General features: G+C 62.4%; 26 protein-coding genes and 1 pseudogene. 13 read left to right on the top strand and 14 right to left on the bottom strand.

What is annotated here, in order from left to right:
- Positions 1-430: pseudogene (locus FJ934_RS02530) on the bottom strand (flagellar biosynthetic protein FliO); the annotation flags it as partial.
- Positions 431-655: 225 nt separating this feature from the next.
- On the opposite strand from FJ934_RS02530, the gene FJ934_RS02525 reads away from it, so the two are divergent.
- Complete coding sequence (locus FJ934_RS02525) at positions 656-3,232, top strand: PAS domain-containing sensor histidine kinase (protein WP_140607075.1); 2,577 nt, start codon at positions 656-658, stop codon at positions 3,230-3,232.
- Positions 3,233-3,316: 84 nt separating this feature from the next.
- A complete protein-coding gene (locus tag FJ934_RS02520) occupies positions 3,317-4,030 on the top strand; it encodes a DeoD-type purine-nucleoside phosphorylase (protein ID WP_140607074.1) in 714 nt (237 codons plus the stop codon).
- Here the strand turns inward: FJ934_RS02520 and FJ934_RS02515 are convergent.
- Positions 4,027-4,329 carry a ribbon-helix-helix domain-containing protein gene (locus FJ934_RS02515; RefSeq protein ID WP_140607073.1) on the bottom strand — a complete coding sequence of 101 codons (303 nt, stop codon included), beginning with the start codon at positions 4,327-4,329 and terminating at the stop codon, positions 4,027-4,029. The genes FJ934_RS02520 and FJ934_RS02515 overlap by 4 nt on opposite strands.
- Positions 4,330-4,562: 233 nt before the next feature.
- Between FJ934_RS02515 and FJ934_RS02510 the strand changes: the two genes are divergently transcribed.
- From FJ934_RS02510 to FJ934_RS02500, 3 genes are all read left to right on the top strand, one after another.
- The gene (locus FJ934_RS02510; protein WP_140607072.1) at positions 4,563-4,958 is read left to right on the top strand and encodes a VOC family protein; all 396 of its coding nucleotides are present in this window, start codon (positions 4,563-4,565) and stop codon (positions 4,956-4,958) included.
- Between the two features lie 76 nt (positions 4,959-5,034).
- Positions 5,035-5,565 (top strand): gluconate 2-dehydrogenase subunit 3 family protein, encoded by a 531-nt coding sequence (locus FJ934_RS02505; RefSeq protein WP_140607071.1) that lies wholly within the window; start codon positions 5,035-5,037, stop codon positions 5,563-5,565.
- 45 nt (positions 5,566-5,610) lie between these two features.
- Positions 5,611-7,182 carry a GMC family oxidoreductase gene (locus FJ934_RS02500; protein ID WP_140607070.1) on the top strand — a complete coding sequence of 524 codons (1,572 nt, stop codon included), beginning with the start codon at positions 5,611-5,613 and terminating at the stop codon, positions 7,180-7,182.
- 70 nt (positions 7,183-7,252) lie between these two features.
- Here the strand turns inward: FJ934_RS02500 and FJ934_RS02495 are convergent, their stop codons facing one another.
- Both FJ934_RS02495 and FJ934_RS02490 read right to left on the bottom strand, forming a co-directional pair.
- Positions 7,253-9,166, bottom strand: coding sequence for a PhoX family phosphatase (locus FJ934_RS02495; protein WP_140607069.1), 1,914 nt, complete (start codon positions 9,164-9,166; stop codon positions 7,253-7,255).
- A gap of 114 nt (positions 9,167-9,280) precedes the next feature.
- Positions 9,281-9,688, bottom strand: a complete 408-nt coding sequence (locus FJ934_RS02490) for a hypothetical protein (RefSeq protein WP_140607068.1) — start codon at positions 9,686-9,688, stop codon at positions 9,281-9,283.
- A 312-nt stretch (positions 9,689-10,000) separates the two neighbouring features.
- Between FJ934_RS02490 and urtA the strand changes: the two genes are divergently transcribed.
- The 6 genes from urtA to FJ934_RS02460 all read left to right on the top strand — a co-directional run bounded on the left by urtA (position 10,001) and on the right by FJ934_RS02460 (position 16,232).
- Entirely contained in the window at positions 10,001-11,311 is a 1,311-nt protein-coding gene (gene urtA, locus FJ934_RS02485) for an urea ABC transporter substrate-binding protein (protein ID WP_140607067.1), read from the top strand.
- 116 nt (positions 11,312-11,427) lie between these two features.
- Positions 11,428-13,044, top strand: coding sequence for an urea ABC transporter permease subunit UrtB (gene urtB / locus FJ934_RS02480; RefSeq protein ID WP_140607066.1), 1,617 nt, complete (start codon positions 11,428-11,430; stop codon positions 13,042-13,044).
- On the top strand, positions 13,041-14,276 hold the full coding sequence (gene urtC / locus FJ934_RS02475) for an urea ABC transporter permease subunit UrtC (protein WP_140607065.1): 1,236 nt from the start codon (positions 13,041-13,043) through the stop codon (positions 14,274-14,276). Before urtB ends, urtC begins: the two co-directional genes overlap by 4 nt.
- A 2-nt stretch (positions 14,277-14,278) precedes the next feature.
- On the top strand, positions 14,279-15,025 hold the full coding sequence (gene urtD, locus FJ934_RS02470; protein WP_140607064.1) for an urea ABC transporter ATP-binding protein UrtD: 747 nt from the start codon (positions 14,279-14,281) through the stop codon (positions 15,023-15,025).
- A gap of 69 nt (positions 15,026-15,094) precedes the next feature.
- Entirely contained in the window at positions 15,095-15,790 is a 696-nt protein-coding gene (urtE, locus tag FJ934_RS02465) for an urea ABC transporter ATP-binding subunit UrtE (RefSeq protein WP_140607063.1), read from the top strand.
- Between the two features lie 265 nt (positions 15,791-16,055).
- Positions 16,056-16,232 (top strand): hypothetical protein, encoded by a 177-nt coding sequence (locus FJ934_RS02460; protein WP_140607062.1) that lies wholly within the window; start codon positions 16,056-16,058, stop codon positions 16,230-16,232.
- A 51-nt stretch (positions 16,233-16,283) separates the two neighbouring features.
- On the opposite strand, the gene FJ934_RS02455 is transcribed toward FJ934_RS02460, so the two are convergent.
- From FJ934_RS02455 to FJ934_RS02415, 9 genes are all read right to left on the bottom strand, one after another.
- Positions 16,284-17,432 (bottom strand): GGDEF domain-containing protein, encoded by a 1,149-nt coding sequence (locus FJ934_RS02455; protein ID WP_140607061.1) that lies wholly within the window; start codon positions 17,430-17,432, stop codon positions 16,284-16,286.
- 183 nt (positions 17,433-17,615) lie between these two features.
- Positions 17,616-18,422, bottom strand: a complete 807-nt coding sequence (locus FJ934_RS02450; protein WP_140607060.1) for a DUF72 domain-containing protein — start codon at positions 18,420-18,422, stop codon at positions 17,616-17,618.
- A gap of 37 nt (positions 18,423-18,459) precedes the next feature.
- Positions 18,460-18,918: a GNAT family N-acetyltransferase gene (locus tag FJ934_RS02445; protein ID WP_140607059.1), complete on the bottom strand. Its 459-nt coding sequence runs from the start codon at positions 18,916-18,918 to the stop codon at positions 18,460-18,462.
- Positions 18,915-19,325: a DUF302 domain-containing protein gene (locus FJ934_RS02440; protein ID WP_181165481.1), complete on the bottom strand. Its 411-nt coding sequence runs from the start codon at positions 19,323-19,325 to the stop codon at positions 18,915-18,917. Before FJ934_RS02440 ends, FJ934_RS02445 begins: the two co-directional genes overlap by 4 nt.
- On the bottom strand, positions 19,325-22,246 hold the full coding sequence (uvrA, locus tag FJ934_RS02435; RefSeq protein WP_140607057.1) for an excinuclease ABC subunit UvrA: 2,922 nt from the start codon (positions 22,244-22,246) through the stop codon (positions 19,325-19,327). The genes FJ934_RS02440 and uvrA overlap by 1 nt, the downstream gene beginning before the upstream one ends.
- Positions 22,247-22,983: 737 nt before the next feature.
- Positions 22,984-23,283 (bottom strand): hypothetical protein, encoded by a 300-nt coding sequence (locus FJ934_RS02430; RefSeq protein WP_140607056.1) that lies wholly within the window; start codon positions 23,281-23,283, stop codon positions 22,984-22,986.
- A gap of 81 nt (positions 23,284-23,364) precedes the next feature.
- Positions 23,365-23,970: an ATP-dependent Clp protease proteolytic subunit gene (locus tag FJ934_RS02425; protein ID WP_140607055.1), complete on the bottom strand. Its 606-nt coding sequence runs from the start codon at positions 23,968-23,970 to the stop codon at positions 23,365-23,367.
- 22 nt (positions 23,971-23,992) lie between these two features.
- The gene (locus FJ934_RS02420; RefSeq protein ID WP_140607054.1) at positions 23,993-24,469 is read right to left on the bottom strand and encodes an SRPBCC domain-containing protein; all 477 of its coding nucleotides are present in this window, start codon (positions 24,467-24,469) and stop codon (positions 23,993-23,995) included.
- A gap of 31 nt (positions 24,470-24,500) precedes the next feature.
- Positions 24,501-24,815 (bottom strand): metalloregulator ArsR/SmtB family transcription factor, encoded by a 315-nt coding sequence (locus tag FJ934_RS02415; protein WP_015317709.1) that lies wholly within the window; start codon positions 24,813-24,815, stop codon positions 24,501-24,503.
- 226 nt (positions 24,816-25,041) lie between these two features.
- Here FJ934_RS02415 and FJ934_RS02410 point away from each other — a divergent pair, with 226 nt between their 5' ends.
- Both FJ934_RS02410 and FJ934_RS02405 read left to right on the top strand, forming a co-directional pair.
- Positions 25,042-25,557 carry a single-stranded DNA-binding protein gene (locus FJ934_RS02410; RefSeq protein WP_140607053.1) on the top strand — a complete coding sequence of 172 codons (516 nt, stop codon included), beginning with the start codon at positions 25,042-25,044 and terminating at the stop codon, positions 25,555-25,557.
- Positions 25,558-25,686: 129 nt separating this feature from the next.
- Positions 25,687-26,112 (top strand): OsmC family protein, encoded by a 426-nt coding sequence (locus FJ934_RS02405; RefSeq protein WP_140607052.1) that lies wholly within the window; start codon positions 25,687-25,689, stop codon positions 26,110-26,112.
- A 24-nt stretch (positions 26,113-26,136) separates the two neighbouring features.
- Here the strand turns inward: FJ934_RS02405 and FJ934_RS02400 are convergent, their stop codons facing one another.
- The gene (locus tag FJ934_RS02400; protein WP_140607051.1) at positions 26,137-26,766 is read right to left on the bottom strand and encodes a MarC family protein; all 630 of its coding nucleotides are present in this window, start codon (positions 26,764-26,766) and stop codon (positions 26,137-26,139) included.
- Between the last annotated feature and the right edge of the window lie 61 nt (positions 26,767-26,827).

Genomic DNA, 26,827 nt, shown 5'->3' with positions numbered 1-26,827 from the left:
CCGGCTGCGGAGCCGGCGCCGGCCGTGCCGGTGCCTGTGCGGGAGCCGGCTGAGGCGGCCGCGGTTTTGCCGCCGGGGCCGCGGCTGGGACGGGCTGCAGGCCGCTATCCCCGGTCAGCGCCGGACGGCGGGGTGCAGCCAGACGGATGTCACGTTCGACGACGACATCGGTCGGGCCGCCGATCAGAAGCAGATGTTCGATATCGTCGCGGCGCACCAGAACCAGCCGGCGATGGCTGTCGACGGCGGTGGCGTCCATGACGGCGAGCCGCGTCTTGCGGTTCCGCCCCCCGGCGACAAACGTGCCGAAGGTCAGGTTGCGGACGAGCCTGATGATGATGAGAACGATGACCAGCAGGATCAGCGCCGCGAACGTCCACAGGAGTGCCGCGGCATAACCGGGACCCGCCACGCTATCCAGCCACTGCATTGGTTTCCCCTGATCGGTTTTTGGAAAGTGACGAGACACTAGACCGTTGCGGCTGGCCACCGCAAGTTGCCTTTCGCGCATCGTGAACAGCTCGAAACGCTTCACGCCTGGCCGGCATCATTTTTATCTGACATTTGCCGCCCGGGCCTTTTCCGGACTAGGAGAATGTGATTCAACCCGCTAGGGGCGGGTGTCGGAACATCGGACTTCACGAGCAGGGGGCATATGGCCAAGGAAGCGCGCGGCGATTTCTATCCGGTACCGATCGTCGACCAGAACACGCGACCGGGCGCTGTGACCCGGCTGATCATCTTCATCGTCGTTCTGACAGGGGCCGCGATCGTCTTCGGTCTGTTCCGCGAGCATCTCGGCGATCCCTTCCTGCTCGGCATGCTCGGCGTGCTGGCGATGATCGGCGTCGGCTTCCTGTTCGCGACCGCGATCGGCTTCGTGCAGATCACACCACGCTCGACCGGCGATGAACTGTCCAAGGCTTTCGTCGATTCGATGTCGCAGGGCCTTCTGGTGACGGACACCAAGGGCCGTGTCGTCTACGCCAACCGTGCCTATGCCGAAATGACCGGAGCCTCATCGGCCGCCGATCTGAAGACGGTCGAGGGCCTTCTTTCGGATGTTCCCGAAGCCTCGATGACCATTTACCGGCTGGCATCCGGCCTGCGCGACGGGCAACCGGGCGACGGTGAGTTCCGGCTGGCGCAATCGATCAGGCCGGGCGCCGAACCCGGCGCCCGCTGGTACAGGACCCGCGCCCGCACCTTCAGCGTTCCGGGCCAGCGGCTGCCCATGCTGGCCTGGCAACTCGCAGATATTTCGCGGGAGCGAGCAGAACAGGAGCGTTTCTTCCTCGACCTGCAGAAGGCCATCGATCACCTTGACCACGCCCCGGCCGGCTTCTTTTCCGCCGACCAGGACGGCCGTGTCACCTACATCAACGCCACGCTCGCGGAGTGGCTTGGCATCGATCTCGCCAGCTTTACGCCCGGCGCCGTGACCTTGCCTGACATCGTTGCCGGCGACGGCATGGCGCTGGTGCGCTCGGTCAAGGCCGACCCCGGCACGACGCGCAATGCGGTCATCGATCTCGACCTGACGACGATGACGGGCGAGGCGCTGCCCGTGCGCTTCATGCATCGCGTTTCAGCCAGCCGGGAAGGCGTCGGCGGCCCGACGCGCACGATCGTGCTCAACCGCACGCAGGGCGAGGATGCCTCGGCCGATCTGCGCGCTTCGGAAGTGCGCTTCACCCGCTTCTTCAATTCCACGCCGATGGCGATCGCAGGCGTCGATGCCAACGGGCGCATCCTGCGCACCAATGCGCCGTTCCTGTTGCTGTTTTCCTCGGTCGTCGACCGGGACGCCGTCGATCGCCGCGTGCGCCTCGATACGGTGATCCATGAGCGCGACCGGCCGGCCTTTGCCGCTGCATTCGAAAAGGCCCGGCAGCGGCAGGCCGACATCGACCCGATCGACACTGTGCTGCCCGGGAATGAAGAGCGCCACATCCGTTTCTACGTCAATGCCGTCGCCGACGGCACCGGCGGCGAGGGGGCCGAGGAATCGGCCATCGTCTACGCCGTCGAGACGACCGAACAGAAGGCGCTCGAAGGGCAGATGGCGCAGAGCCAGAAGATGCAGGCGGTCGGCCAGCTCGCCGGCGGCATCGCCCACGATTTCAACAATGTGCTGACCGCCATCATCATGGCGTCGGACCTGCTCCTGACCAATCACCGGCCGTCGGATCCATCATTCCCCGACATCATGAACATCAAGCAGAACGCCAACCGGGCGGCCTCGCTGGTGCGGCAGTTGCTGGCCTTCTCGCGCAAACAGACGCTGCGGCCGGAAGTGTTGAACCTCACCGACGTGCTCGCCGATCTCAGAATGCTGCTTGCCCGTCTGGTCGGCAACGACATCAAACTGAAGATCGACCACGGCCGCGACCTGTGGCCGGTCAAGGTGGATATCGGCCAGTTCGAGCAGGTGGTGGTCAACCTGGCTGTCAATGCGCGCGACGCGATGCCGGCCGGCGGCGATCTCACGGTGCGGACCCGCAACGTGACCGCCGAGGAGTGCAGGACCTTCCCCTACCGTGAACTCACCGCGGCCGACTATGTGGTGGTCGAAGTCGAGGATACCGGCAGCGGCATCGCGCCTGATGTGCTGAAGAAGATCTTCGAGCCGTTCTTCACCACCAAGGAGGTCGGCAAGGGCACCGGCCTTGGCCTGTCCATGGTCTACGGCATCATCAAGCAGACCGGCGGCTTCATTTTCTGCGATTCCGAGGTCGGCAAGGGATCGACCTTCCGCATCTTCCTGCCGCGTCACGTCGCGGAAGCGAAAAACGTGGCCGAACCCGGCGAAGCGCCGGCCACGGCGCCGGTCAAATCGGCCGACAGCGTCAAGGACCTGTCCGGTTCGGCGACGGTGCTGCTGGTCGAGGACGAGGACGCCGTGCGCATGGGCGGCGTGCGGGCGCTGACCTCGCGCGGCTATACCGTGCATGAGGCATCCTCGGGCGTCGAGGCGCTGGAAGTGTTCGAGGCCCTTGGCGGCAAAGTCGACATCGTCGTTTCGGACGTGGTGATGCCGGAGATGGACGGGCCGACCCTGCTGGGCGAACTGCGCAAGCGCCAGCCGGACATCAAGTTCGTCTTCGTGTCCGGCTACGCCGAGGACGCGTTCGCCAGGAACCTGCCGGCGGAGGCGCATTTCGGCTTCCTGCCGAAGCCGTTCTCGCTCAAGCAACTGGCAACGATCGTCAAGGACATGCTGGAGTCATAGCGTTCTCCCGTAATCCGCCTTGCGCAACGCCCCGACAACGCCATGATTGCGGGTGAAGGGGCAGGCGAGCTCGGGGAGCAGTTGTTGACGCCACACATCGAAGCAGACAGGGGCGACTACGCCGATACGGTCTTGCTGCCGGGCGACCCGCAGCGCGCCGAATGGATGGCGAACACCTTTCTGGAAGGGCCACGTTGCGTCAACCGCAGGCGGGGCGCTCTCGGTTTTACCGGGCTTTATCGAGGCAAGCGTGTCAGCATCCAGGCGACGGGCATCGGTGTTTCGTCGTTCCTGATCTATGCGCATGAACTGTTGGATTATCATGGCGTCCGGACTTTGATCCGCACCGGTACCTGCGGCGGCCTGACTGCCGAGGTTGAGCTGCGAAGCCTTGTCATTTCGCAATCAGCGCGGCCCGAAAATACCCAAAGCGGTCAGGTCTTTGGTCTCTACGGCGCTGCCGCCGGCCCGGATCCGGCGCTGCTTGTCCTTGCTTTGGCCAAAGCTGCTGAACTCGGCATCGCGCTCCATGTCGGTCCGACGGTCTGCAGCGACATCTTCCATCATCCGGATGGCCGCGCCCGGTTTGCCGAGGCGCGGTCCGCCGGAATCCTGGCGGTGGATATGGAAACCAGCGCGCTTTATCGCATTGCCGGGCATTTCGGGATCCGTGCGCTGTCGATCTGCACGGTGGTCGACAATATCGAGACTGGCGAACTGACCGACTATTCCGAACGCCAGGGGCTTTTCTCCGACATGAGCCGCCTGGCGCTCGAAATCGCTGTGGAAGGGCGCTAAGCCGCTTCCCGCTTCAGCGTCATCCGCTCGTCCATGGGCTTGTGGCCGCGCAGATAGAGCGCGCAGGTGGTGCGCAGCATGGAGGCAAAGTTGGGGATTTCGCCGTTGATCTCGATGGCTTCGTCGTAGAGTTTCGAGATGAATTTCGGCGTCGTCAGGTTCTGGCTTTCCGCGATTTCATCGAGCAAGGCCCAGAACGTCACCTCGAGCTGAATGCTGGTCGAATGTCCGTCGATACGGATCGACCGGTTGATCTGGCGGTAGCCTTCCGGATCCTGCGCGGCAAAGACTCTGCACATCGTTATCTCCCGTTTTTGTTGGTCTTGGGCGCTGACTGAGCCGTCGGCGCCTTTTGAACACTGCCTGCGGTTTCATCTTCGGCCGGACGGCCGATGACCGCAATCAGACTTTCGTCCTTAGAACGGGCTGGACACTACCCGTTTTCCACTCCCATGCGTGGTAATCGGCTGCCACCACCTTTCTTCGCCGGAGCGCATAATAACCTCCAGGCACGAAAGCTACGGAGTCTGATTTGGCGAAGGCGATCCACACGATGATCCGGGTTCTCGAAGAGGACCGCTCCATCGATTTCTACAACAAGGCGTTCGGGTTGGAAGTTGCTCAGCGGCTGGATTTCGAGACCTTCACGCTGATCTATCTCAGCAATGCCGATGCGCCTTTCGAAGTTGAGTTGACCGTCAACAAGGGGCGGCAGGAACCCTACACGCTCGGCGACGGCTATGGTCACCTCGCGGTTTCGGTCGCCGATCTCGACGGCGAACATGATCGCCTCGGTGCACTTGGCCTCAACCCGAAAAAGATCGTCGAGTTCGAGCGAGACGGATCGCTCATCGCCCGCTTTTTCTTCATCGAGGATCCCGACGGCTACAAGGTCGAGGTGCTGCAGCGTGGGGGGCGCTTCCAATAGGGACAACAGGCCGCGCGGACCGGCGCGGCGCCAGCAACGGCACCTATGGGTGCGAACAGCAAGCAGGGAGGAACATATGGTTACGATCTATGAGAGGAAGCCCGGCCTGTCTCGGCGCGAGCTTCTCAAACGCGGCGGCGCGGGCGCGTTGCTCATCATTTCCGGCAGTGCCGTCATCAGCCCGGAACACGCCTGGGGGCTGGAAACCTCGGCGCTGAAGCCGGAGACGATGGCGACGCTGATCCAGGTGGCGCGCGACATCTATCCGCACGACCAGGTCCCGGACAGATATTACGCCGTCGCGGTGAAGGGCCATGACGAGATGGCCGGCAAGGATCCGGCCCACAAGGAACTCATCGAAAATGGCATCGCTGATCTCGACAGGAAGGCCGGCAGCGGCGGCTATCGTGCGCTTGGCTGGGAAGAGCAGCGCGTGGCGCTGCTCAGGGACGTCGAGAACTCGCTCTTCTTCCAGGCGGTTCGCGGCGGCCTCGTGGTCAGCCTCTACAATCAGAAGGAGCTCTGGCCGATCTTCGGCTACGAGGGCGAATCCTACTCAAAGGGCGGCTATATCGCGCGTGGTTTCAACGACGTCGAGTGGCTTTGAGCCGCTTCGCCCAACCGCATCCAATTGATTTCATGGGAGGAAACCATGGCAGCATCATTTGATCTGAAGAACGATGGCGTGGTCGTTATCATCGGCTCCGGCGCCGGCGGCGGCACGCTCGGCAACGAACTGGCACAGAAGGGCATAGACGTGGTCATCCTCGAGGCGGGCGCCCGTCACGAATATGAGGATTTCGTCAACGACGAATGGGATTCGTTCGCCCAACTCGCCTGGAAGGACAAGCGCACGACGTCGGGTGACTGGCGGGTGTCGAAGGATTTCCCGAACCTTCCGGCCTGGATCGTCAAGTCGGTCGGCGGTTCGACCACGCACTGGGCGGGCGCGTCGCTGCGTTTCCAGGAGCACGAGTTCAAGACGCTGTCGACCTACGGCAAGCTGGAAGGCGCAAACCTCTTGGACTGGCCGGTCACGCTGGCCGAGATGGAGCCTTATTACGCCAAGGCCGAAGCCAAGATGGGTGTGACGGGCACCAATGGCTGGCCGAGATTGCCGGGCAACAACAACTTCAAGGTGCTCAAGGCCGGCGCCGACAAGCTCGGCTACAAGGAATGCCACACCGGCAACATGGCGATCAACTCGGTCGAGCGCGACGACCGCAATTCCTGCCAGCAGACAGGCTTCTGCTTCCAAGGCTGCAAATGGGGCGCCAAATGGTCGACGCTCTACACCGAGATCCCCAAGGGCGAGGCGACAGGCCATCTGGAGGTGCGGCCGAACTCGATGGTGATCAAGATCAACCATGATCCTTCGGGCAAGGTGACCGGCGTCGTCTACGCCGACAAGGACGGCAAGCTGCAGGAGCAGAAAGCCCGTATCGTCGCCGTTGCCGGCAATTCGATCGAGAGCCCGCGCCTGCTGCTCAACTCCGAGTCGGCCAAATTCCCGCATGGGCTTGGCAACTCGTCGGGGGAGGTGGGCAAGAATTACATGCGCCACACCACCGGCTCGGTGTATGCCATCTTCGACAAGCCGGTGCACATGTATCGCGGCACCACCATGGCCGGCATCATCCGCGACGAGGCCCGCCATGATCCGTCACGCGGTTTTGTCGGCGGCTACGAATTCGAGACGCTGTCGCTCGGCCTGCCGTTCATGGCGGCTTTCCTGAACCCCGGCGGGTGGGGACGCTCTTTCACCACCGCACTCGACCATTACGATCATATGGCGGGCCTGTGGATCGTCGGCGAAGACATGCCACGCGAGGAGAACCGCATCACGTTGCACGCCGATGAGAAGGACGAGCACGGCATGCCGATTGCCGACGTGCATTTCGACGATCATCCAAACGACACGGCGATGCGCGATCATGCCTACAAGCAGGCCTCGGCGCTTTATGATGCGGTCGGCGCCACGCGCACCTTCCCGACGCCGCCCTATCCGTCGACCCACAATCTCGGTACCAGCCGGATGAGCGAGAAAGCTGCCGATGGCGTCGTCAACAAGCATGGTCAGACGCACGACATCAAGAACCTGTTCGTGTCGGACGGCAGCCAGTTCACCACGGGTGCCGCCGAAAACCCGACCCTGACCATCGTGTCGCTGGCAATCCGCCAGGCCGACTACATCGCCGCCCAGATGTCGGCAAGAAGCATCTAGTCCCACCTCCCGACTGCCTGCTGGCGCGGGACCCGCGAGGGTTCCGCGCCTTTTTTCGTGCTTGCGAAGGCTATGCCCCGACCGGCTGGCCGTCCTTGCGGCGGATGGCGATGACCGAGGGGCGCGGCGGCTGGCCGTCCTTGAAATCGGGCCATAGGGACTGCGCCTTGTCGAGCGTTTCGGCGTCCTCCGATGGATGCTGAACCGAAAGGAACAGCGTTGTGCCATCCGGGGTGAAGCAGGGGCCGGTCGCTTCCGCGCCATGCGGGCAGGTGAACAAAAGCTTCGGCAGGCCCCGCGCCGGGCCTTCCGTGTCGATGCCATAGACGCCGTCGGGCAGGTCGAAATCGTTGGCGCCGTCGGTCGCTACCCAGAGACGGCCGGCGGGGTCGAAGGTGATGTTGTCCGGGCACACGAACCAGCCATTGTCCGATGTGTCGGAATGGAAGGTGGCGCCGACCTTGGCATCCCCGGGATTGCCGCACAGAACGAACAGGTCCCAGGTGTATTTGTCGGCGGTGTGGTCGGCGTCGCTGCCGCAGCCGCCCGGCGGGATCAGTTCGACGATGTGGCCCCAGAGGTTTTCGGGCCGCGTGTTGGCTGGATTGACCTTGGATTCCTCGCGCTTCTTGTTCTTAGTCATGACGGCGTAGACGCGGCCGGTGACCGGATTGGTCTCGATGTCCTCCGGCCGGTCCATCGGGGTCGCGCCAAGCGCATCGGCGGCCAGCCGTGTTTTCAGCAGCACCTCCGCCTGGTCGGCAAAACCGTTATCGACGGTGAGCTTGCCCTGGCCATGGATCAGCGGCAGCCATGTCATGGTGCCATCGGCATCGTAACGAGCGACCGAAAGCACGCCATCGTCCAGAAGGCCGTTGCTCGAAGCGGGATTCGCCTTGTCATAAGCCTTGTTCGAGACATAGCGGTACATGTATTCGAAATAATCGTCGTCACCCATGTAGACGACGATGCGGCCATCCTTGTTGACGACGACCGTAGAGGCCTCATGCGCCATGCGGCCAAGGGCCGTGCGCTTCACCGGCTTGGACTTGGGGTCGTAAGGGTCGATCTCGACCACCCAGTCGAAGCGGTTGGTTTCGTTCGGTTCCTTGTCGATGTTGAAGCGGTCGTGAAAGCGGCCGCGGCCGTAGATGTCGGAGCCGTCAAAGCCATAACGGTCGAGAATGCCTGCTGCAGGGGCCTTCTTTGGATCGCCGCCGAACAGGTCGGAAACGCCTTCCTCGCAGGTCAACACGGTCCGCCATGGGGTAATGCCGCCGCTGCAATTGTAGCTGGTGCCGAGCACCTTGGTGCCGGTCGCATCGGCTGAGGTCTTCATCAGCGCATGGCCAGCCACGGGGCCGGAGACGGTCATTTCGGTGTTGGCGGTGATGCGGCGGTTAAGCGGGCTATCGTCGATGGTTTGCCACTTGCCGTCCTTGAGCATGACCTCGACGATCGAATGCCCCATCGCCGCCAGCCCGAGATCGACCTGTTCCTTGCTCATCGCCTTGCCGGCGCCGTCCTCGGTCATGCCGGGGAACATCACGTTCGGCGAGATGTATTCGTTGTTGACGCAAAGCAAGCCGTGGTCGGAGTTCACAGATCCCTTGGGCAGCGGCATGAAGGCGATGTAGTCGCAGTTGTAGCCGAAGCGCCTTTCCTGTTCGTCGGCCGCGATCGTATTGCCGTCGAAATCCGGCAGGCCCGCGACAAGCGGATCGCCCCAGCGTGCGACGATCGTCGTTTCATAGCCGTCGGCTGCGGCGTGGGTCTTGCCATAGATTCGGTTCAGTTCCGGAAAACCGAGGGTGGAAAGGGCGGCGGCGGCATGTGTTTCGCCGGCAAACAACGAGCCGACAAAGCCGCCGCCGGCGACCAGGGCGCCAGATGCGAGGCTGCCCTTCAGGAGAGTACGGCGCGAAACGCGCTCGGCGATGACATTGCGAATGACGGGGGAGGATGAGGACGGGGAATCGGCCATGTGTCTGCCTCTCGAGGTGGATGTGACGGCGCAAAGCTGCCTATCCAGCTTCGGCAACATCCAGATGACATGAGAGAAAGCTCGCCTCGCGGCGAGGGCCGTCACCAGGACGGGCTATTGGCTGCCGCCCCTGGTGCAGGTCGAGGCGGTGAAGGCCCCGTCCGGCTGCTTCATGATGATATCGAAGGAGGGCGGGTTCTGGCCATCCAGGGTTGCCTGGGTCAGGGACAGGGAATTGCCACCGGTGGTGTAGCCGCCGAGCGGTCCCAACCAGGAGATCACACCGTTTGCGTCCATCTGGTAGTTATAGCCCTGTTGGACGGCGCCGAAGGTGACAGGGCCGGTGTAGACATTTCCCTTGATGGTGATGACGCCCAGGTTGAGGAACATGCCGAGCAGATAAACTTCGCAGTGATAGGTGCCGTCGGGCATCCTGCCGCCGCTGAAGTCGGCCCGCGCGGCTCCGGTTCCCACCGCCAGAAGTAATATTCCGATGAATATGCGTGAAATGCTGGATGCCATGACGTTGCCTGTCTGAAGTCGAGCTTGCCCCATTTTCGCGTCGGGCCGCAACATTTGTCAGCGGTGATCCGTTCACAAAGGTCAAAATATAGGCATCAGATAAATTTGAGCTAAAATTAGGCAATTTGCCTTGTGCGCTGCGCAAATTTCCCTCACTCAAATTTTTTCGGCTCTCTTTGTTTTGTTTGGTCTGATGTAATAAGCGGCTGACAATGTTTGGCTATTTCGCTTTTTCGGACATCCCATTCGCGGTTGGCATGTAGGTTGCATCGCGTTGTTGCAGTGCAATCAACCAGCTTGGGAGTGTTCAGCATGAGGGGTAGTTTCTCGACAATAACAAAAATGTTTTCGGCGAGCGTGGTGGCCGCTGGCCTGTTGATGTCGGTTCCCGCCAGGGCCGCCGACGACACGATCAAGGTCGGCATCCTCCATTCGCTGTCAGGGACAATGGCGATTTCGGAGACGACGCTGAAGGACGCCATGCTGATGCTCATCGACGAGCAGAACGCCAAGGGTGGCCTGCTCGGCAAAAAACTTGAGGCCGTCGTCGTCGATCCGGCTTCCAACTGGCCACTGTTCGCCGAGAAGGCGCGTGAGCTGATTTCCAAGGACAAGGTGGCGGCGGTGTTCGGCTGCTGGACCTCGGTGTCGCGCAAATCGGTGCTGCCAGTGTTCTCCGAACTCGACAACATCCTGTTCTACCCCGTCCAGTATGAAGGCGAGGAGAGCGAGCGCAACGTGTTCTACACCGGCGCCGCACCGAACCAGCAGGCCATTCCCGCCGTCGACTATCTGATGAGCGAGGATGGCGGCTTGGTGAAGCGCTGGGTGCTCGAAGGCACCGACTATGTCTACCCACGCACCACCAACAAGATTCTCGAAGCCTATCTGAAGGCCAAGGGCGTCGCGGCGGAAGACATCATGGTCAACTACACGCCGTTCGGCTTCTCCGATTGGCAGACCGAGGTCTCGGCGATCAAGAAGTTCGGTTCGGCCGGCAAGAAGACGGCCGTCGTTTCGACCGTCAACGGCGACGCCAACGTGCCGTTCTACAAGGAGCTCGGCAACCAGGGCATCAAGGCGGAGGACATCCCCGTCATGGCGTTCTCGGTCGGCGAGGAAGAACTGGCCGGTCTCGACACTGCGCCGCTGGTCGGCCATCTCGCGGCCTGGAACTACTTCGAGAGCGTCGACACGCCCGAGAACAAGAAGTTCATCGCCGACTGGCACAAGTTCATCAAGAGCGACAGGCGCACCACCAACGACCCGATGGAAGCCCATTATATCGGCTTCAACATGTGGGTGAAGGCAGTCGAAAAGGCCGGTACCACCGATCCTGACAAGGTTATCGACGCCATGGTCGGCGTATCGGTGCCGAACCTGACCGGCGGCTATTCGACCATGATGCCGAACCACCACATCACCAAGCCGGTGCTGATCGGCGAAATCCAGGCCGACGGGCAGTTCGAGACGGTGTCGCGCACACCTGGCCTGGTGATGGGCGATGAATGGTCCGATTACCTCCCTGACTCCAAGGACCTGATTTCCGATTGGCGCGCGCCCTTGTCCTGCGGCAACTTCAATGTCGCCACAGGCAAGTGCGGCGGCAAGGGCACGAACTGATCCTCCCGGTCTGTCGGGTCGCGGAGTGGTCCGCGACCCGAGACCGCAGCCCGGGCGGACTTATTCCTCCAGTCCGTCCGGGCGCAACATCAACCCCTGGGATTGACCCTATTCCGATGACCGCGATGCGCATGATTGGCCTGACGCTGTTGTTGCTGCTGACGATATTTTCGCCGTCGCATGCCGACGAAGCCGATCTGCGCGCCACCATCGCCAAATTCGCCACGGCCAAAGGTTTTTCGGAGACGGGCGCCGTCGTCCATGAACTGGCGGCCACCGCCGACCCGGTAGTCGCACGGCCGCTTGCCGCGCTTGCCGACGGTAGTCTTTACATCCGCAAGGCCGACTCCCTGGTGTTCACCGGCAAGGAAACCGCCGGAAGTATCGAGCTTTTCGATCCGCTGAGCGGCGACGCGTCAGGTGAGGCCGGCAAGGACGACATCACCAAGATCAAGGTCAACAACACGCTTCGCCGTGTGATCCGTGACGCCTTGGGCACGCTGACGCTCGGCGCCAAGAATCCGGCCGTGCGCCTGGCCGCCGCCGGCACCATGTTCAAGACACCTGACGCAGCCAATATCGAGCCACTCGACACGGCGATCGCCAATGAGACCGTTGCCAGCGTCAAGGCGCTGTTCGAACAGGCCCGCGCCGCATCGGTTCTTGTCTCCGACCGCCCGGATGCCGACAAGCTGGCGGCTATCGCGCTGATCGGCGCGCGCGGTGACCTCGACGCGGTGTCGTTGCTGACCTCGGTGGATGCAAATGCCTCGGAAGCGGTCAGGCAAGCGGCGACGGCGGCGATCGCCAACATCAATTCGACGCTTGCATTGTGGGATGCCGCCCAGAACATCTGGTACGGCATTTCGATGGGCTCGGTGTTGCTGCTCGCCGCGATCGGGCTCGCCATCACCTTCGGCGTCATGGGCGTCATCAACATGGCGCATGGCGAGATGGTGATGCTCGGCGCCTACACCACCTTCGTCGTCCAGCAAGTGATCCGCACATCCTTTCCCGGACTGTTCGACTGGTCGCTGGTGATCGCGCTGCCGCTTGCCTTTTTGGTCGCCGCTCTCGTCGGCCTCGCCATCGAGCGCGGCGTCATCCGCTTCCTCTATGGCCGACCGCTGGAGACGCTGCTGGCGACGTGGGGCGTGTCGCTTATCCTGCAGCAGGCCGTGCGTTCGATCTTCGGGCCGACAAACCAGGAGGTCGGCAACCCCTCCTGGATGTCGGGCTCGTTCGATTTTGGACAACTGGCCATCACCTGGAACCGCCTGTGGATTCTGGTTTTCGCGCTCAGCGTCTTCGCCGTGCTGTTCTACGTGATGAAGCGCACGCCCTGGGGCCTGCAGATGCGCGCCGTCACCGCCAACCGGCGCATGGCCGCTTCCATGGGCATCAGGACGCCATGGGTCGACGCGCTGACCTTTGCGCTCGGCTCAGGCATCGCCGGCATCGCAGGCGTGGCCCTCAGCCAGATCGACAACGTCTCGCCCAATCTCGGCCGCGGCTACATCATCGACAGTTTCATGGTCGTTGTCTTCGGCGGCGTCGGCAATCTGTGGGGCACCCTGGTCGGCGCTTTTTCGCTGGGCATCGTCAACAAGGTGCTCGAACCCTATGCCGGCGCCGTGCTCGGCAAGATCGTCGTGCTGGTGCTGATCATCCTGTTCATCCAGAAGCGCCCGCGCGGGCTGTTCGCCCTCAAGGGCAGGGCGGTGGAAGCATGATGTCAGGACGCTTCTTCGCCGCGGGCGCCGAGCGACGCATCGCCATCACCATTTTCGTCCTCCTGGCGGTGGCCGCCATCGTGCCACTGCTCAACCTTGCCGTTTTTCCGGCGAGCGCCTTCTATATTCCGTCCTACATCGTCGCGCTGACAGGCAAGTATCTTTGCTACGCGCTGCTGGCGCTCTCGCTCGACCTGGTCTGGGGGTATTGCGGCATCCTTTCGCTCGGCCACGGCGCCTTCTTCGCGCTCGGCGGCTATGCGATGGGCATGTATCTGATGCGCCAGATCGGCTCGCGCGGCGTCTATGGCAACCCTGTCCTGCCTGATTTCATGGTGTTCCTGAATTACAAGGAATTGCCGTGGTTCTGGACCGGTTTCGATCATTTCTGGTTCGCCGCCCTCATGGTATTGGCGGTGCCCGGCCTGCTCGCCTTCATCTTCGGCTGGTTCGCTTTCCGCAGCCGCGTCACCGGCGTCTATCTCTCCATCATCACCCAGGCGATGACATACGCGTTGCTGCTCGCCTTCTTCCGAAACGACATGGGGTTTGGCGGTAACAACGGCCTGACCGACTTCAAGGACATCCTGGGCTTCAACGTGCAAGCCGACGCCACGCGCTCGGCGTTGTTCGCGGCCAGCGCCGTGATCCTGGCGCTCGCCATCTACATCACCTGGGCGATCGTCGGCTCCAAATACGGCAAGCTCCTGATGGCCGTGCGCGACGCCGAGAGCCGCACGCGTTTCCTCGGCTGGCGGGCGGAGAATGTAAAACTGTTCGCCTTCACCGTATCGGCTGTCATGGCCGGCATTGCTGGCGCGCTCTACGTGCCGCAGGTCGGCATCATCAATCCCGGCGAGTTCGAACCGTCCAATTCGATCGAGGTGGTGATTTGGGCCGCCGTCGGCGGGCGCGGCACCATCGTCGGACCGATCATCGGCGCGCTGCTGGTCAATGCCGGCAAATCCTGGTTCACCGGCGTCCTGCCCGAACTGTGGCTGTTCGCGCTCGGCGGTCTGTTCGTCGCGGTTACGCTGCTGTTGCCCAAGGGCATTATCGGCATGTGGGACTCCTGGCGCAGCGATGCGAAGGCGTTGCGCGCGGCATCCATCGCCAAGGAAGCCGGAGTCGAGGCTGGAGTCGCGCTGGCGACCTCGAAGCTCGCCCGCTCGCCGGCCAGGAATCCAGGCGAATGGTCCTGGTCCGACCCCGAGCCGCAGGCGGCGGAGTAACCATGAGCAAATCGAACACAATTCTCTACCTGGACGGCGTCTCGGTCTCCTTCGACGGTTTTCGCGCCATCAACAGCCTGTCGCTGGTGCTCGACAAGGGCGAGATGCGCGCCATCATCGGCCCCAACGGAGCCGGCAAGACGACAATGATGGACATCGTCACCGGCAAGACACGGCCCGATGAAGGTGAAGTCTTCTTCGACGGCCGGGTGGACCTGACCAGACATGACGAGGCTGAAATCGCCATGATGGGCATCGGCCGCAAATTCCAGAAGCCGACCGTCTTCGAAAGCCACACGATCGAGGAAAACCTGATGCTGGCCCTGAAAGGGCCGCGCTCGATCTTCCCGGCGCTGTTTCATCGCCGCTCAGCGGCCGAGACGCGGCGGATCGACGACATCCTCGGCGTCATCCGGCTCGGTGATAAACGCGACGTGCTCGCCGCCAATCTCAGCCACGGGCAAAAGCAGTGGCTGGAGATCGGGATGCTGCTGGCGCAGGACCCAAAGCTGCTTCTGGTCGACGAGCCGGTGGCCGGAATGACCGACGCCGAGACCGAGGAGACCGCGCGGCTGCTCAAGGATATCGCGCGCGACCATTCGGTCATCGTCGTCGAGCACGACATGCATTTCGTGCGCGAACTCGGCGTCAAGGTTACCTGCCTGCATGAGGGTTCGGTGCTCTCCGAAGGCACACTCGATTTCGTGTCGGCCGACGAGCGCGTCGTGGAAGTGTATCTGGGGAGATGAACATGCATTGGCGGGTTCCATTCCATCGCTTCGATCTGTCGTTTCTCCGATTCTGGAAACGGCGCTGACATGCTCGAAGTCTCCGATGCCACGCTTCACTACGGCGCCGCCCAGGCGCTGCGCGGCGTGTCGCTGAAGGTAGGCGCCGGCAAGATCACTTGCGTGCTCGGCCGCAACGGCGTCGGCAAGACCAGTTTGATGAGATCGATCGTCGGCCATCACCGGCTGACGAGCGGAAGCGTTGCCTTCGAGGGGAAGGCGCTCGACCGGAGCGCGGCGTATGACCGCGCCCGGTCGGGCATCGCATTCGTACCGCAGGGCAGGGAGATTTTTCCGCTGCTCAGCGTACGGGAGAATCTCGAATCCGGGTTTGCGCCGCTCAAGCGCGCCGACCGCGACGTGCCGGCCCATGTCTTCGAACTCTTTCCGGTGCTGAAGCAGATGCTCGGCCGCCGCGGCGGCGATCTTTCCGGTGGCCAGCAGCAGCAATTGGCGATCGGCCGCGCGCTGGTGATGCGGCCGAAGCTTTTGGTGCTGGATGAGCCGACGGAGGGCATCCAGCCGTCAATCATCAAGGACATCGGCCGGGCCATCCGCTACCTGCGCGACCAGGCCGGCATCGCGGTGCTGCTGGTTGAACAGTATCTCGACTTCTGCCGCGAACTCGCCGACGAGGTCAACATCATGGATCGTGGCCGGATCGTCCACACCGGCCCGGCGGAGGATCTGGACCGGGCTGATGTTCGCAAATTCCTGACGGTCTAGAATCAGCATTGTTCTTCAGGTGACGGTCCAAAGTCCCTGGCAAGTTCGATATTTCTACCTTCGAGCCGTCCGCATCTCTGGCGCGGCATGGGCTGCATGCTAGTCTTTTCTTGGCTTTTGTGAGTCGGCCGCTTCCGTATCAGTCTGGTTGTCGCAGATCGAGGGGCGGCGAAGGCCGCGCAAGTTCCACGCAAGCAAGGCTTCCTAGCCTCCTGTGATCTGATTGTCGTTCAACGCGTTTGGGCACACAGGCTAAGGGACGGCCATGCAACGTTTCGTCGAAGATTACCAGAAGAGGCGGCTTACAGAGCGTGTCGACATCATCGCCGCCATTAACATCCTGAGGTCACAGGGCTGCGACTACGACGATCTGATCGAGGAGATCACCAAGGTCTTCTATGTCGACCTCGACGCCTTCAATGAAATCGTGATGGCGGCATAAGGGCCGCTTTCGCCCGCCCAACAATCACAGGCTCAATATCGATCCGCGCGGTCAACTCGCGCGTCGGAATGGAGAGGCGGTCACGCGGTTGCGGCCGCCACGCTTGGCATCATAGAGCGCCTTGTCGGCGGCGCTGAGCACCTTGTCGAGGCTGAGGCCTTCCTTGCTGCCAAACGCAAAACCAGCGCTAACGGTGCATGTAAGCAAGCCGGTTTCGGTTTCTATCAGGCGCGTCGCGAAAGCGGTCCGGATGCGCTCCGCCACTTCCTGCACCGTTTCCGGCAGCGTGCGCTTCAACACCAGTGCGAATTCCTCGCCGCCCATGCGCGCGGCGACGTCGGTCTGGCGAAGATTGCCGGCGAGTTCGCTGGCGAACACTTTCAGCACCTCGTCGCCCGCCGCGTGGCCGAACTCGTCGTTGATGGCCTTGAAGTTGTCGAGGTCGAAGACGACCACCGCGGTAAAGGCGCCGACCGGGGCATTGCCATGTATGTCGAACAGAGCGCGCCGGTTGAGCAGGCCTGTCAGCGGATCGGTCAGGGCATTGCGGCGGTGGTGCCTGGCCAGACGACCCTGGTTGAGAGCAAGCGAGAGCGCGCCAATACCCGTCATGCTGGCGATAACCACGACGAGGCTCAATTCCTCGGCCCAGTTGCTCGGCGCATGGCCCAGGACCAGTTTTCCATCCCAGCCAAGCACCATGGCGCACAGCGCGAAGGAGGCGGCGGTGGCCGAATAGAGCGCGGTGATGCCGATCGTCAGGGCAGGGGCCTCGTCGCGGCCCCTCCAGTATTCGAAGGCCGTCGCGAACAGGAGCAGGGCGGCGAACATGTTCTCGAACATGAAGCCGAGGCCATCATAGCCCAGAGCCATGGGAGGCAGCGCCACCGCCAGCGAAAGGCAGCCAAACATCATTCGCCGCAGCGGCGAGCCGCCTGTCCTGAACTGGTAGGCAGCACCCAGCATGACTGAGAAACCAATCAACAGGAACGCCAGCGCGGCGATCCCGAGCAGGCGCCCAGGCATGTCGATATAAGCGTCATAGGCAAAAATATCGCCGACCACGAACACCAGGCTGATCGCCCATGTCAGCAGGAACCGCTCCGTGCGCGCGGTCAACCACATGCCGAACAATGTCAGGCTCAGGCAGGCGGCGGAGAACCCGACAGCCAGCAGAAGTGAAGTGTAGTCGAGCGACATGCCCCTCTTTTCCTGCCGGCGGCGGTTCCAGTTCTGCGGCTTGGCGTCCGCGCATTCATGCAGCAAGGAAGTGTCGAGAAGGTTACGATCGTGGCGAAGATGCCACGAAGTGGGCGCCCGCCTGCGCGCAAAACGCATAGGCGGCGCGCTTATGGCGTGCAGCCGGATACCGGCTGACGCTCGTCAGCCGGTCACACGCTTCATCAGCGCCATGGCCCCGAACGGTGCGCGCACCTTGCCCTCGGTGATGAAGTAGACAAACACGTCGCGTGGCTGCACCGGCGCGTCGGTTGCGGGATCGGCGCGCCGCAGATCGGCCGGCTGCTTGCCTTCCGCCCAAGTCTTTGCCCGCGCCGCCCATTCGTCGAGACCCTTTGGCGTGTAGCAATCGGGATTGTCGTCGCTGCCGGTCTGCAGCCTCGCATAGACGAAATCGCCGGTGATGTCGGCGATATCGGGGTATTTGGCATGATCGGCGTAGACGATCGCCGCCTTGTATTTGCGCGCCAGCGCGGGAAATTCCGGGACAATGAAACTGTCGTTGCGCACTTCAAGCGCATGGCGCAGCGCGACACCGTCCTGCTTCTCCGGCAGCAGTTTCAGAAAGGCTTCGAAATCGTCCGGGTCGAACTTTTTCGTCGGCGCGAACTGCCACAGGATCGGTCCCAGTTTTTCGCCGAGCGCGGCGACGCCCGAGCCAAGGAAGCGCATCATCGATTCGCCGGCTTCGCCGAGTACGCGCCGGTTGGTGACGAAGCGATTGCCTTTCAGCGAATAGACGAAACCGTCCGGCGCTTCGCTGGCCCATTTGATGAAGGTCGGCTCCTTGAAACTGGAATAATAGGTGCCGTTGACCTCGATGCTGGGCACCTGACGGCTGGCATATTGCAACTGTTTCGCCTTCGACAACTTGTCCGGATAGAAGGACGTGTCCCAGGGCTCGAAGGTCCAGCCGCCCATGCCGGCGCGGATTGTTCCCGATTTGCTCATTGTCGTCCTCCCAGGTGCAGAAGTCGGTTCCGAAAGATCAGGCTGTCTCACCGACCGGCTTGGCCATGTCGACGAGCACCCATCCTGGTCGGTAAGGATTGGGCCGGCGACCCGTTTCGCGATAACCGTAAGCGAGATAGAGCGCGATGTTTCGCTCCATTTTCGCATTGGTATAGAGCCGCACCTCCGGCAAGCCCCAAAGGCGGGCCTGTTCATCCGCGTGCTTGAGCAGCGTGATGCCGAAGCCCTTGCCTTGGAAGGCAGGTGACACCGCGACGGAGAAGATCATCGCGTGGTCGGCGTGGCGTTCCAGCGTGATTACCCCGGCGAGCTCGCCGACGCGCTCCAGCAGCCAGACCTCGCCCCGGGCGATGCGCGGCGCGTAGTCTTCGGTAACCGGGATCGGCGGCGCATCGAGTATGGCGTCATAGGGGGCATAGGCTGCTTTCGTCAACGCGACGATCGCGGCAAGATCATCACGGCGGGCGAGCCTCATGATTGATCCATTCCAGCAGCAGAGGCGATCACCTTTTCCATGCCGGCGGCAATCGCCGCGACTGCGGCGCGGCTGGCCTCGCCCAGGCTATGGCGCCCGGCGATCCAATTCGCATCATTGTAGGAGAGCCACACCTTGCCTTGCTCATCCTCCCAGGCCAGCGCCTTGACCGGCAGATCGATGCCGGCGAGCTGCCTGTCCTGCATCAGTGGTGTGCCACCCTTGGGATTGCCGAAAATCAACAGTTCGGTGGGGCGAAGCGCGGCGTCGACATCGCGCGCGCCGGCTGCGTGATCGATGCGCGCGAACTCAAGCAGTCCCGCACGCTTTATCGCTTCCGCCAGGCGGTCGATGGTTTCGGTCACGCCAAACTGGCTCTGGACCGTGATGAGACCATCCCCAGCCATCACTCCGCCGCTTCGCGTTTGCCTCCGGGGCGCCGCTCCAGAAGTTCCTTCAAGAACTGGCCGGTGTAGCTGCGCTTTTCGCGCACGATCGCTTCCGGCGTGCCGGAGGCGACCAGTTCGCCACCGCCGTCGCCGCCTTCGGGACCTAGGTCGAGCACCCAGTCGGCGGTTTTTATCACCTCGAGATTGTGCTCGATGACTACCACCGTGTTGCCCTGGTCGACCAATTCGTGCAGCACTTCCAGGAGCTTGGCGACGTCGTGGAAGTGCAGGCCGGTGGTCGGCTCGTCGAGAATGTAGAGCGTCTTGCCGGTCGCCTTGCGCGACAGTTCCTTGGCGAGCTTGATGCGTTGCGCCTCGCCGCCGGAGAGCGTCGTCGCCTGCTGGCCGATATGGATGTAGCCGAGGCCGACCTGTTTCAGCGTGTCGAGCTTGTCGCGCACGCCGGGCACCGCGGCGAAGAAATCGACGCCTTCCTCGACGGTCATGTCGAGCACGTCGGCGATCGACTTACCCTTGAACAGCACGTCGAGCGTCTCCCTGTTGTAGCGCTTGCCGTGGCAGACGTCGCAGGTGACATAGACGTCGGGCAAAAAGTGCATTTCGATCTTGATGACCCCGTCGCCCTGGCAGGCCTCGCAGCGGCCGCCCTTGACGTTGAACGAAAAACGGCCCGGTTGGTAGCCGCGCGCCTTGGCTTCAGGCAGGCCTGCGAACCAGTCACGGATCGGCGTGAAGGCGCCGGTATAGGTGGCGGGGTTCGAACGCGGCGTGCGGCCGATCGGCGACTGGTCGATGTCGATGACCTTGTCGAGGAACTCCAGACCCTCGATGCGGTCATGTTCGGCCGAATGCTCGCGCGAACCCATGATGCGGCGCGAGGCCGCCTTGAACAGCGTCTCGATCAGGAAGGTCGACTTGCCGCCGCCCGACACGCCGGTGACGGCGGTGAAGGTGCCGAGCGGTATTTCGGCGGTGACGTTCTTCAGATTGTTGCCGCGCGCACCGACGATCTTCAGGCGCCGGTTCTTCTTCGCCTCGCGGCGCACGGCCGGCGTTGCCACTTCGAGTGCGCCCGACAGATATTTGCCGGTGATCGAATTGGGGTTCGCCATCACCTGCTGCGGCGTGCCCTGGGCGATGATCTCGCCGCCATGGATGCCGGCGGCCGGGCCCATGTCGACGACATAGTCGGCGTGCAGGATGGCATCCTCGTCGTGCTCGACGACGATCACCGTGTTGCCGATGTCGCGCAAATGCTTCAGCGTATCGAGCAGGCGCGTGTTGTCGCGCTGGTGCAGGCCGATCGATGGCTCGTCCAGCACGTAAAGCACGCCGGTGAGACCCGAGCCGATCTGCGATGCCAGCCGGATGCGCTGGCTTTCGCCGCCCGACAGCGTGCCGGAATTGCGCGATAGTGTCAGGTAGTCGAGCCCGACGTCGTTGAGGAACCGCAGGCGCTCGCGGATTTCCTTCAGCACGCGCACCGCGATCTCGTTCTGCTTGTCGTTGAGCTTTGCGGGCAGGTCGGTGAACCAGCGATCGGCGTTGCGGATCGATTGCTCGGTGACTTCGCCAATGTGCTTGCCGGCAATCTTAACCGCCAGCGCTTCCGGCTTCAGCCTATAGCCCTTGCAGACCGGGCAGGGCGTTGCCGACATGAAGCGCTCGATCTCTTCGCGCATCCAGGCGGACTCGGTTTCTTTCCAGCGCCGCTCGAGATTGGGGATGACCCCTTCGAAGGTTTTGGTGGTCTTGTAGGAGCGCAGGCCGTCATCGTACTGGAAGGTGATTTCCCGTTCGCCGGTGCCACGCAGGATCGCCTCCTGGGCCTCGGCGCTCAAATCCTTGAACTTGTCGCCGAGCTTGAAGTTGTAAGCCTTGCCCAATGCCTCGAGGGTTTGCACGTAATAGGGCGAAGTCGACTTCGCCCATGGGCTGACCGCGCCGTCGCGCAACGACACATTCTCATCCGGCACCACGAGATTGGGATCGATGGCGCGCTGGCTGCCGAGACCGTCGCAGGTCGGGCAGGCGCCGAACGGGTTGTTGAACGAGAACAATCTCGGCTCGATCTCGGGAATGGTGAAGCCGGATACCGGGCAGGCGAATTTTTCGGAGAACAGGATGCGTTCATGCGTCTCGTTCTTCGATTTGTTGACCGAATCCTCGCCGGTCTGGCTGGCGTCGAGCGGCTTGTCGGCGAACTCGGCCACCGCCAATCCCTCGGCGAGCTTCAGTGCCGTCTCGATGGAGTCGGCAAGCCTCGTGGCGAGATCGCCGCGCACAACGATGCGGTCGACGACGACATCGATGTCGTGCTTGTACTTCTTGTCCAGGGCCGGAACGTCGGCGATTTCGTAGAAGACGCCATCGACCTTGACGCGCTGAAAGCCCTTCTTCTGCAGTTCCAGCAATTCCTTGCGGTACTCGCCCTTGCGGCCACGCACAATCGGCGCCAGCAGGAACAGGCGTGTGCCCTCCTCGACCGCCAGCACGCGGTCGACCATCTGGCTTACGGTCTGGCTCTCGATGGGCAGGCCGGTGGCCGGCGAATAGGGCACGCCGACACGGGCGAACAAAAGCCGCATGTAGTCGTAGATTTCAGTGACGGTGCCGACCGTTGAACGCGGATTCTTCGACGTGGTCTTCTGCTCGATGGAGATGGCGGGCGACAGGCCGTCGATCTGGTCGACGTCGGGCTTCTGCATCATTTCGAGGAATTGCCGCGCATAGGCCGAAAGGCTCTCGACATAGCGGCGCTGGCCTTCGGCATAGATGGTGTCGAAGGCGAGCGACGATTTGCCGGAGCCCGACAGGCCGGTCATGACGATCAGGCTGTCACGCGGCAGGTCGAGATCGACATTCTTCAGATTGTGTTCGCGCGCCCCGCGAATGGAAAGGAATTTATGGTCGGCCATCGCCGGTCGCCGCCTCAGATCTGGAATTCGTGGGATTGGCGGGTTTTCCCGACCATCCCCTATGTAGGTTTTTTTGCCGCCACGTCGAGAGACGCCACAACTCCCGACAGAAGTCGTTTAACCGCCTTTCGTGCGAACGGGCAAGCGGAAAGAACAAAGGCCGAACACGCTCCTGACAAAGCTGTGCGGAAACTGACCTGCACGTAACCTCCGCGCGATCACATTTTTCCGTAACCGGCTATTGATGGTTGACGCGGCCGGCTCACGGGGGCAGTCTCGGGACGTCAACGAAGCCGGCTGTCTTTCGATGGCCTCGCCACCCAGAGGTGGCCTGCGAGACGCCGCAGGCATTTGCGATTTGCGCTTCGGGACGAGATGTCGCAACGGACAGAGGAGCGGAGCATGACGCCACCGGACAGTCCCTTGAGGCTCCACGTGTCGCTGGAGCCGCGGCAGGCATAAGTGTCAAGGGTTTAGCGTTTGCGCCACCCGACAAACCGTGACCTGCCGTAACCCACCAAAAATCAGAGACTGCTAGTCGGATCGTCGGCTGAAAGCCGCGAAGCATCCGAAATCTAACGCCGGCAGTACACTCCCGGCAAAAGATTGGACTATAGATCCAGGAAAGCCCCGGCCGTTTGCCAAGAGCACGGCGGGGCTGTTCTCTTTTTGAGCGGGGAGTTGGCAACGCTCCGGGCCTTTTGGAGGCCTCATCCCACTACCTATCTGGCCACTACTTATCTGGGAGGCTTGATCGCGCCGGCGCCGATATCGACGGTGATGCTGCCGGAAATCCTGACATCCGTATCGCCGATCTTGAATTGACCATTGCCGTTGCCGGGGAACGCGTCGTCGGGCTCCGGCTGTGGGGCTGGCTTGGCAATGCGATAGTCGCCGCTGACGCCGGGCAGGGCGCTTTTCTGCGCCGATGGCGAGGCATTCTCGGCAAACGCCGTACTGGATACAAAACCTGTGATGGCGAGCACCGTAGCGATGATGGCGCGATGCGATACTCTGGGCGGATGCGTGTCAGTCATCCCGGGACTATAGGGGCGTACCCCCATCGGAACCAGACCGGTATCGTCAAATCTTCGACAGGCGGCTGGCTTTTGGTCTGATCAAGCCGCTTTTTTGCGGGTGCCGAAGACATGGTCGACGATGCCCCAGGCCTGGGCTTCGCGGGCGGTCATGAAATGGTCGCGGTCCAGCGTGCGTTCGACCTCTTCATAGGTGCGGCCGCAATGCTGGGCGTAGAGTTCGGTCATGTGGCGCTTGGTCTGGCCGATGCGCTCGGCATGGCGCTGGATGTCGGAAGCCTGGCCCTGGAAGCCGCCCAGCGGCTGATGTAGCAGGATGGTGGCGTTCGGCAGTGCGATGCGGCGCCCCACCGTGCCTGCCATCAGCAGGAATGAGCCCATCGAAGCGGCAAAGCCCATGCACACGGTCGATACCGGACAGCTGATATATTGCATCGTGTCGTAGATGGCGAAGCCGCTGGTCACCACGCCGCCCGGCGAGTTGATATAGAGCGAGATCTCCTTGTCGGGATTGTCGGATTCCAGCGACAGGAGCTGTGCGCAGACCAGCGCCGAGACGTCGTCATTGATCTCGCCGTTGATGAAAATGATGCGCTCGCGGAGCAGCCGCGAGAAAATGTCGAAGGCACGTTCGCCGCGGCTCGATTGCTCGATCACCATCGGCACCAGACTGGCGAGGCCGCTCATTTCTCTTCTCCGATTTCCGTGTTCAGGCCGCGCGCAGCAGCAGGCATGGCGTGTTCGCGGCGATGGGCTTTCCGGCCCCACGCAACCCGAGCGAAAGCTGGCAGCGGGCGCCCGCCACGGCAATAGCGGGCATTGCCGTGCGGGCAAAACCGTCATGGACAATGCGCAGATGCGTGCCGCCGGAAATCGTGCGGGCGAGCGTGAAGGTGACGACGCTGTCGAGCGGATCCTGGCGCGCGGCATCCCCCGGCTGCTCCCGCCAGGAATAGCGCAAGAGGCGTTCGGGTTCGGCTTCGAGGATTTCGCATTCGATCGCCGCCTCAGTTCCGGCGAAGGCAAAACGGCTACCAGCCCGCGGCCTGATGTCGTTCGGCATCATCCAGGCTGCGAGCAGTTCCGGCACGGTCAGCGCCCGCCACACTTTTTCCGGGGGTTCGGCAAGATCGTATTCGAACTCGATCGCATCCGGGACGACTTCGCTTTGATTTTTGGCGTTCATCGATCCTATGTCCTTCACTGATCCGGATCTTTCACTGATCCATGTCCTTCAAAACCGTCTTCAGCCTTTCGATGCGCTCCGGCCAGAACGTGCGGTAGCGTTCGATCCAGGAGAGCAGGGGGGCAAGCCCTTGCGGATCGGCTCGATAATAGGCGTTGCGGCCAGCCCGCCGCTCGACCACCAGGCCGGCGCCGCGCAGCACCGCCAGATGCTGGGAGACGGCCGGCTGCGACACCGTCAGGCCGCTGCGCAGTTCCGACACACTCATCTCGCTTGTCGCCAGACGCTCAAAGACGGCGCGTCGCGTCGGGTCGGCCAGTGCGCGGAAAATCTCTGCTTCAATCATGGCAAAAGCATAAGTCGATACTTATCGATTTGGCAAGCGCTGTTTTGAAACCCATATGATGGCCTCAACCATTGCTGCCATTCCTTGACAATCAGCAGCAGTTCATATAGGAACGAAAAGGGAACAAAAACCTTGTGGGAAAAGCCAGCCTTGGCAGGCGGCTGACGTTCGCAGCCTGTAAGGTGCTGCGACAAAAATTTGTTTCGGATGAGCGCGGAGAAGTATCATGGCGGGTAGCGTCAATAAGGTCATTCTGGTCGGCAATCTCGGCGCGGACCCTGAAGTCCGGCGCCTCAACTCGGGCGAGCCGGTCGTCAACATCCGCATCGCCACGTCGGAGAGCTGGCGCGACAAGAATTCCGGCGAGCGCAAGGAAAAGACCGAGTGGCACAATGTCGTCATCTTCAACGACCAGCTCGCCAAGGTGGCGGAGCAGTATCTGAAGAAGGGCATGAAGGTCTATGTCGAGGGCCAGCTGCAGACCCGCAAATGGCAGGACCAGACCGGCAATGACAAGTACACGACGGAAGTCGTGCTGCAGAAGTTCCGCGGCGAGCTGCAGATGCTCGATGCGCGCGGCCAGGGTGAGGGCGGCCAAGTCGGCGGCTATTCCGGCGGCAGCAGCCGTGGTTCCGATTTCGGCCAGTCCAGCCCGAACGAGAGCTTCAACCGTGGCGGCGGTGCGCCGAGGGGCGGTGGTGGCGGCTCGTCACGCGAGCTGGACGACGAAATCCCGTTCTGATCGACAGCAATACCGAACGGCTGACGTCAGGTGATCGATATGCCTCGAAGGTCCTGCATGGACTTTTCGGGGTTTTGCATTGTTGATTTGGCCTGAACAGGCGCGATCAAGGACTGAAAGGGCAGAGCGGTGAAAGCACGGGTAAAATGGGTCGAGGAGCGCACCTTCGTCGGCGAGTCCGGCAGCGGCCATAAGGTCGTGTTGGGCACAGCCTCCCGCCCTGATGGCAAGACGCCGGGGCCAAGCCCGATGGAGCTGGTGCTGATCGGCACTGGCGGCTGCTCTGCCTATGATGTCGTCCATATCCTGGAAAAAGGCCGCGAGGCGGTCGAGGACTGTGTGGTCGAACTCGATGCCGACCGGGCCGAGACTGACCCAAAAGTGTTCACGCGCATCCATATGCACTTCATCGTCAAGGGCAGGGCGCTCTCGACCGACAAGGTCAAGCGGGCGATCGACCTGTCGATCGAGAAGTATTGCTCGGCTTCCGCGATGATGGCCAAGACGGCCACGATCACCCACGATTTCGAGGTCATCGATACCGCGGCGAAATAGACCGACAGGCGCGCCTGTCGCGGATTATCCCACCATCAGCGCCTTGATGCCGTCGGCGACGAACTGCACAGCGAGTGCGGCGAGAATGACGCCGAGCAGGCGGGTCAGGATCGAGCGGCCGGTCTGGCCAAGAATGCGGTCGATGCGTTCCGACAAGACGAACACCAGATAGGTGATGACGAGGCACGCGAAGATGATGCCGACCAGTGCCGCCTGCGCGGCAAAGCCCTGAAACGAGCCTGAAAGCAGCACCGTCGCCGAAATCGCGCCGGGGCCGGCGATCAGCGGGATCGCCAGCGGGAAGGCGGCGATGTTGTGGATCATATCCTTGGTGATGGCGACGTCGCCGATCTTCTCCTTGCGGTCCTGCCGGCGTTCGAACACCATTTCGAAGGCGATGAAGAAGAGCAAAAAGCCGCCGGCGACGCGGAACGCTGGGAGCGTGATGCCGAACACCGACAGGATCGAGGCGCCGGCGACCGCGAACAGCGCCATCACCAGGAAGCCGATGACCGAGGCGCGCACGGACACCTGCTGGCGCTCCTCGCGATTCATGCCGCGTGTCACGGCGAGGAACAGCGGCGCCAGCCCGGGAGGATCGATGGTCACGAGAATGGTGACGAAGGCATTGAACAGGCTGTCGAAACTCGGCATCGCTGACCCCTCCCGCCGGGCCGAGCCCGCGCTCCGATATTGGTAGAGCAAAGCCCGGTCG

Origin of the sequence: Mesorhizobium sp. B2-4-12, from assembly GCF_006441575.1 — a bacterium.
Lineage (GTDB): Bacteria > Pseudomonadota > Alphaproteobacteria > Rhizobiales > Rhizobiaceae > Mesorhizobium.
This window is presented reverse-complemented; position numbering and strand designations above follow the sequence as displayed.